Here is a 5935-nt window from a genome sequence, read left to right on the forward strand (position 1 = left end):
AATTAATATTTAAAATAAAGAAGGGAGGAACGATTTGGAAGCTATAGGTAAAAACTTAGAGTTAGAATATGAGAAAAGTTATAAGTTAAATCATAGTCAAATACCACTACTAAGCTCACTAAAAGAATATTCAAAAAAAGATATAGCATGTTTTGATGTACCTGGTCATGTAAGACATCAAGGGGTAGACATATTAAATAATTATTATGGAGAAGAATTGATGAAAATGGATATAAACTCATCTCCATTAATGGATAATGTATCTAATCCCAAGGGAGTCATAAAAAATGCTCAAAAACTTTTAGCGGATGCTTATGGTTCAGATGATGCTTTTTTTATAACTAATGGAACTACAGGAGCTATACATGCAATGATATTAAGCATCATAGAGGATAATGATAAATTGCTTCTTCCTAGAAATATACATAAATCAGTTATCAATGCACTAATATTAAGTGGAGGAGAACCTGTATTTATTCAACCAGAGTTTGATAAAGAATTAGGAATAAGTCTTAATATAAGGGCTAAAGATGTAAAGCATGCACTTGAAACAAATAAGGGGATAAAAGCTTTATTTTTACTTAATCCAACTTATTATGGAGCATGCAGTGATTTAAGAGAAATTATAGACATATGTCATAAGAAAAATGTATTGGTTTTAATAGATGAGGCACATGGAGCTCACTTTCCGTTTCATGATGATTTACCACCATCAAGTATGAAGTTAGGAGCAGATATGGCGGCGGTTAGCATACATAAAACAGGAGGAGCATTAACGCAAGCTTCAGCACTGCTTTTAAATAACAAAAGTATAGAGTCTAGTAAGGTTCTTCAATGTATAAACATGCTTCAATCAACATCTGCATCATATTTATTAATGAGTAGCATTGATGGAGCTAGGTCGAACTTAGTGTCAAATGGGCAGGAGCAACTATCGAAAGCTTTAAATCTTTCAAGATACGCTAAAGCTAGGCTTAATAAAGTAAAAGGTATAAAAGTTGTATCTACGGAATGTTTAAATGATGAAGGAGTAAAGTTTATAGATGAGACAAAACTTTGCATAAATGTTAAAAAATTAAATTTAACAGGACTTGAAGTTTACGATTTATTATATAAAGAGTTTTCGGTTCAAGCAGAATTAGGGGATTTATATAATATATTAGCATTAATATCTATAGGTACAGAAAAAGAAGATGTAGATAAATTAATAAATGCATTAGAAGTTATATCTAAAATATACAAGAAGCCTGATGAGATGAATGATATAGATATAAAGCAGATAAACCCAATATTAAAATTAAAACCAAGAGATGCTTTTTACAAAGATAAAGAAATGGTTTTAATTGATGAATGTATTGGAAGAATTTCTGGAGAATCTATAATGGCTTATCCACCAGGTATTCCGATAGTAACTCCTGGAGAAATAATTACAAAGGAAATTATAGATTATATAAAGTTATTAAAAGACAATAATGCATATTTAAGTGATATGAAAGACAAAACTTTAAATTATATATTAGTTATAAAAAAATAAATTGAAAACTTAATAAGGAGAGTGACGACTATGAAGTTTGAAACTTTAGGAAGACATATATTGGTTGAGTACTATAATTGTGATGAGGAAATGCTTAGAGATCCAAAGCTTATTGAAAAATATATGAATGACTCAGCTTTAAATGCAAAAGCAACTATAGTAGATTCAGTATTTCACCACTTTAATCCATGGGGAGTGTCAGGAGCTGTAATAATAGCAGAATCTCATTTAACTATACACACATGGCCAGAGTATGGATATGCAGCTGCAGATTTCTTTACTTGTGGAGATATAGACCCTTGGAAAAGCTTTGAAATGCTAGAAGAATTACTTAAAGCTGAAAGAAGTGAATCTACAGAAATACCTAGAGGATTAACATCAAAGATACAAAAATTTGCAAAAAAAGATTTAGGCAATATTACTCATAAGCCACAAGACGAGCAAGAAGCTATATAAATAATAATCACCTAAATAAATATAAATAAAAAATTAAATTCAAATTCAATTATAACATATAAATAAAAAATGGTCAAAAAACTGACGATTTAAGAAATATATATAAATAAAAATAAAAACATACAAAAATAAAAAATTAAATTCAAAATTTGGAGGTCTAATTTATGGAACTTTGGTATACAGAAGAGTGGACAGACAATGTTCGTTTCTCAATAAAAGTAGATAAACACTTATTTAGCGATCAATCAGATTTTCAAAGGGTTGATGTATTTGAAAGTAAGGAGTTTGGAAAGTTTTTAACTTTAGATGGACTTATGATGGTAAGTTACAAAGACGAATTTATATACCATGATATGATAGTTCACGTTCCTATGGCAACTAATATGAATATAAAAAATGTATTAGTTATAGGTGGAGGAGATGGAGGTACTGTAAGAGAGTTAACTAGATATCCTCAAATAGAAAAAATTGATATGGTTGAAATAGATAAAATGGTAGTGGATGTATCAAGAGAGTATATAGATATATGTGCTTGTAAATTAGATGATCCTAGAGTTAACTTGCATTTTGAAGATGGAGTTGCTTTTGTTAAAAATTCAAAAGATAAATCATATGATTTAATAATCGTGGATTCAACAGATCCAATAGGACCTGGAGAAGGATTATTCTCAGTTGACTTTTACAATGATTGTTACAGAGTATTAAGTGATGAAGGTATACTTGTAAATCAAAATGAAAGCCCATACTTTGACTTTAATGCTAAAGAAATGAAAAGAGCTAATGAAAAAATAACTAATTTATTCCCTATAGCTAAGGTTTACCAAGCTCATATACCTACCTATCCATCAGGACATTGGTTATTTGGTTTTGCATCTAAAAAATATGATCCAATAAAAGATCAAAACAAAGAAGCTTGGGAAAGTTTAAACTTAAAGACTAAATATTACAATAGCAATATACATACTGGGGCATTTATGTTACCTCAATATGTTGTGGATATGTTAAATGAAAAATAAATTTTATAATACACCTACATTTATGAGTATGGATGATTCTTACGAAGAAAGTAAGTTAGTTGTATTTGGAGCAGGATTTGATGGAACCACTTCAAATAGACCGGGAACTAGATTTGCATCATCTTCAATGAGACCTGAGTTTTATGGATTAGAAACTTATAGCCCGATACTTGACTTAGATATGGATGATTATAAGATTTGTGATATTGGAGATTTAGAACTTAGCATAGGAAATACAGATACAGTTTTAAATGAAATATATGAAGGTACAAAAAGTATTATAAAAGATAATAAAGTACCTTTCATGATAGGTGGAGAACATCTAGTAACATTACCTGCATTTAAAGCAGTACATGAAAAATACAATGATTTGTATGTGCTTCACTTTGATGCGCATACAGATTTGAGAGAAGAGTATAATAATAATGAAAATTCACATGCGACAGTTATAAAACGTATATGGGATATTGTCGGAGATAATAAAATATTTCAATTTGGAATAAGATCTGGAACTAAAGAAGAGTTTGAATTTGCATTAAAGTATAAGCATACATACATGGAAACTCACACTATAAATACGTTTAAAGAAATAGTAGATAAACTAGAAAATAAAAATATATATTTAACTATTGATTTAGATGTTTTAGATCCATCTATTTTTCCGGGAACTGGGACTCCAGAACCAGGAGGAGTAACTTATAAAGAGTTTGAGGGGATTTTTAAAATACTAAAAAATTCAAACATAAATTTAGTTGGATTAGATATTGTAGAACTTAGCCCAGATTATGATAATACAAATGTTTCTACAGTTACGGCATGTAAAATATTAAGAGAATTAGCACTTATAGTAAGCGATAAGATAAAATAAGTAAACCTAGGAGGATAATTAAATGGCAAGACATTTATTTACATCAGAATCAGTTACAGAAGGACATCCAGATAAAATATGTGATCAAATTTCAGATGCAATATTAGATGCACTTTTAACAAATGACCCACAAGCTAGGGTTGCTTGTGAAACAACAGTTACAACAGGGTTAGTATTAGTTGCAGGAGAAATAAGTACTAATACTTATGTTGATATACCTAAATTAGTTAGAGAAACAGTTAAAGAAATAGGATATACTAGAGCAAAATTCGGATTTGACGGAGATACTTGTGCAGTTATAACTTCTATAGATGAGCAATCAGGAGATATAGCTATGGGAGTTGACGAAGCTTTAGAAAACAGAAGTGGTGAATTAACTGAAGATGAAATAGAAAAAATAGGAGCTGGAGACCAAGGTATAATGTTTGGCTTCGCATGTAATGAAACAGAGGAATTAATGCCTCTTCCAATATCTCTTGCTCATAAGTTATCAAGAAGATTAACAGAAGTTAGAAAAAGTGGAGAATTAGAATACTTAAGACCAGATGGAAAGACTCAAGTTACTGTTGAATATGATGGAAATAAAGCAGTTAGAGTTCATACAGTATTAATATCTACTCAACATAGTGAAGATATAGATAATGAGACTATAAGGAGAGATCTAATAGAAAAAGTTATAAAAGTTGTTATACCAGAAGTTCTTTTAGACGCAGAAACTAAAATATATATAAATCCAACTGGAAGATTCGTTATAGGAGGACCTCAAGGAGATACAGGCCTTACTGGAAGAAAAATAATAATAGATACTTACGGTGGATACTCAAGACATGGAGGAGGAGCTTTCTCAGGAAAAGATCCTACAAAAGTTGATAGATCAGCAGCATATGCTGCAAGATACGTTGCTAAAAATATAGTAGCAGCAGGACTTGCAGATAAATGTGAAATAGAATTAGCTTATGCTATAGGTGTTGCTAGACCATTATCTGTATTCATAGATACATTTGGAACTGGAAAAGTAAGTGAAGAATTACTTGTTGACTTAGTTAATAAGAACTTTGATTTAAGACCAGGAGCAATAATAAGAGACTTAGACTTAAGAAAGCCTATGTATAAAAATGTTGCAGCTTATGGACACTTTGGTAGAACTGACTTAGATTTACCATGGGAAAGAACTGATAAAGCTGAAACTTTAAAATCACAAGCAAATATATAGATAGTATAGATTGGGAATATATATAACGTTTCGTCATGTTATATATAGTCCCTTCGCTATTTCTATGTGTTATGAAAGGGTATCGATAAATTCGATACCCTTTTTTATTGTAGCGTAGTGTGTCTATATTCTTGAGGGCTCATTCCATTATACTTTTTAAATACTGCAGAGTAGTATGTGTGGTTATTATAACCCACAGATAAGGCTATATCTAATATTGATTCATCATTTTCTAGTAAAAATTCTTTACTTTTTTCAACTCTTAATTTATTTAAAAAATTAGAAAATGTATAACCTGTTTCCTTTTTAAAAATAGAGCAGAAGTAACTTTTATTTATATTTAGATGATCACAAACTGTACCGAGATTTATATCGTTATAATAATTCCTATGAATATAATCTATGCCTTCCTTTACATATACACTAAATTTATGTTTTTTATGATATTTATTTTTTATTATAGTTTCTAGAACAGATGAAAAATAATCTGAACATGACAATGGTTTAAATGGAATGTCATGTTCCTTACACATACTTTCGGATTTAAAAGGACCAACTACAAAATATCCTTTTTGGTTAATAAGATTGAACTTAGGTATTATTATAAAATGTATATTCTCACTAGAATTAATTTTAACAGTAGATGAAGAATTTCTATCTATATTATTTAGTATCCCTAAATCATCACATAGTCTAAATAGCTTATCTGAATACCCCTTACTACTTATGAGTTTTAAATTTTTATCTAAAAACTGAATTGGAATTTCTAATAAATCATAAAAATCATTTAATAAATCTTCTAAACTTTTCATTGATTAACCTCCCTTGAATGCAAATATATTTATAAA

6 protein-coding genes are annotated in these 5935 nt (G+C 29.5%); 5 read left to right on the plus strand and 1 reads right to left on the minus strand.

What is annotated here, in order from left to right:
- Nucleotides 1-34: 34 nt before the first annotated feature.
- The 5 genes from VN21_RS07405 to metK all read left to right on the plus strand — a co-directional run bounded on the left by VN21_RS07405 (nucleotide 35) and on the right by metK (nucleotide 5087).
- Nucleotides 35-1534, plus strand: coding sequence for an aminotransferase class I/II-fold pyridoxal phosphate-dependent enzyme (locus VN21_RS07405; RefSeq protein WP_046822694.1), 1500 nt, complete (start codon nucleotides 35-37; stop codon nucleotides 1532-1534).
- A 30-nt stretch (nucleotides 1535-1564) separates the two neighbouring features.
- On the plus strand, nucleotides 1565-1990 hold the full coding sequence (gene speD / locus VN21_RS07410) for an adenosylmethionine decarboxylase (RefSeq protein WP_046822695.1): 426 nt from the start codon (nucleotides 1565-1567) through the stop codon (nucleotides 1988-1990).
- Between the two features lie 164 nt (nucleotides 1991-2154).
- Nucleotides 2155-3006 carry a polyamine aminopropyltransferase gene (gene speE, locus VN21_RS07415; protein ID WP_046822696.1) on the plus strand — a complete coding sequence of 284 codons (852 nt, stop codon included), beginning with the start codon at nucleotides 2155-2157 and terminating at the stop codon, nucleotides 3004-3006.
- Entirely contained in the window at nucleotides 2996-3874 is an 879-nt protein-coding gene (gene speB / locus VN21_RS07420) for an agmatinase (RefSeq protein WP_021430744.1), read from the plus strand. Before speE ends, speB begins: the two co-directional genes overlap by 11 nt.
- A gap of 22 nt (nucleotides 3875-3896) precedes the next feature.
- The gene (gene metK / locus VN21_RS07425) at nucleotides 3897-5087 is read left to right on the plus strand and encodes a methionine adenosyltransferase (RefSeq protein WP_046822697.1); all 1191 of its coding nucleotides are present in this window, start codon (nucleotides 3897-3899) and stop codon (nucleotides 5085-5087) included.
- A 104-nt stretch (nucleotides 5088-5191) separates the two neighbouring features.
- On the opposite strand, the gene VN21_RS07430 is transcribed toward metK, so the two are convergent.
- Nucleotides 5192-5899 carry a helix-turn-helix transcriptional regulator gene (locus VN21_RS07430; protein WP_046822698.1) on the minus strand — a complete coding sequence of 236 codons (708 nt, stop codon included), beginning with the start codon at nucleotides 5897-5899 and terminating at the stop codon, nucleotides 5192-5194.
- Nucleotides 5900-5935 lie beyond the last annotated feature (36 nt).

The sequence above is a fragment of the Paraclostridium benzoelyticum genome (assembly GCF_001006285.1).
GTDB classification, from domain to species: domain Bacteria; phylum Bacillota; class Clostridia; order Peptostreptococcales; family Peptostreptococcaceae; genus Paraclostridium; species Paraclostridium benzoelyticum.

Excerpts from the sequence above, each read along its gene's own strand:
- VN21_RS07430 (WP_046822698.1), bottom strand. The coding sequence starts at position 5,899 with ATGAAAAGTTTAGAAGATTTATTAAATGATTTTTATGATTTATTAGAA.
- speD (WP_046822695.1), top strand. The coding sequence starts at position 1,565 with ATGAAGTTTGAAACTTTAGGAAGACATATATTGGTTGAGTACTATAAT.
- speE (WP_046822696.1), top strand. The coding sequence starts at position 2,155 with ATGGAACTTTGGTATACAGAAGAGTGGACAGACAATGTTCGTTTCTCA.
- metK (WP_046822697.1), top strand. The coding sequence starts at position 3,897 with ATGGCAAGACATTTATTTACATCAGAATCAGTTACAGAAGGACATCCA.
- speB (WP_021430744.1), top strand. The coding sequence starts at position 2,996 with ATGAAAAATAAATTTTATAATACACCTACATTTATGAGTATGGATGAT.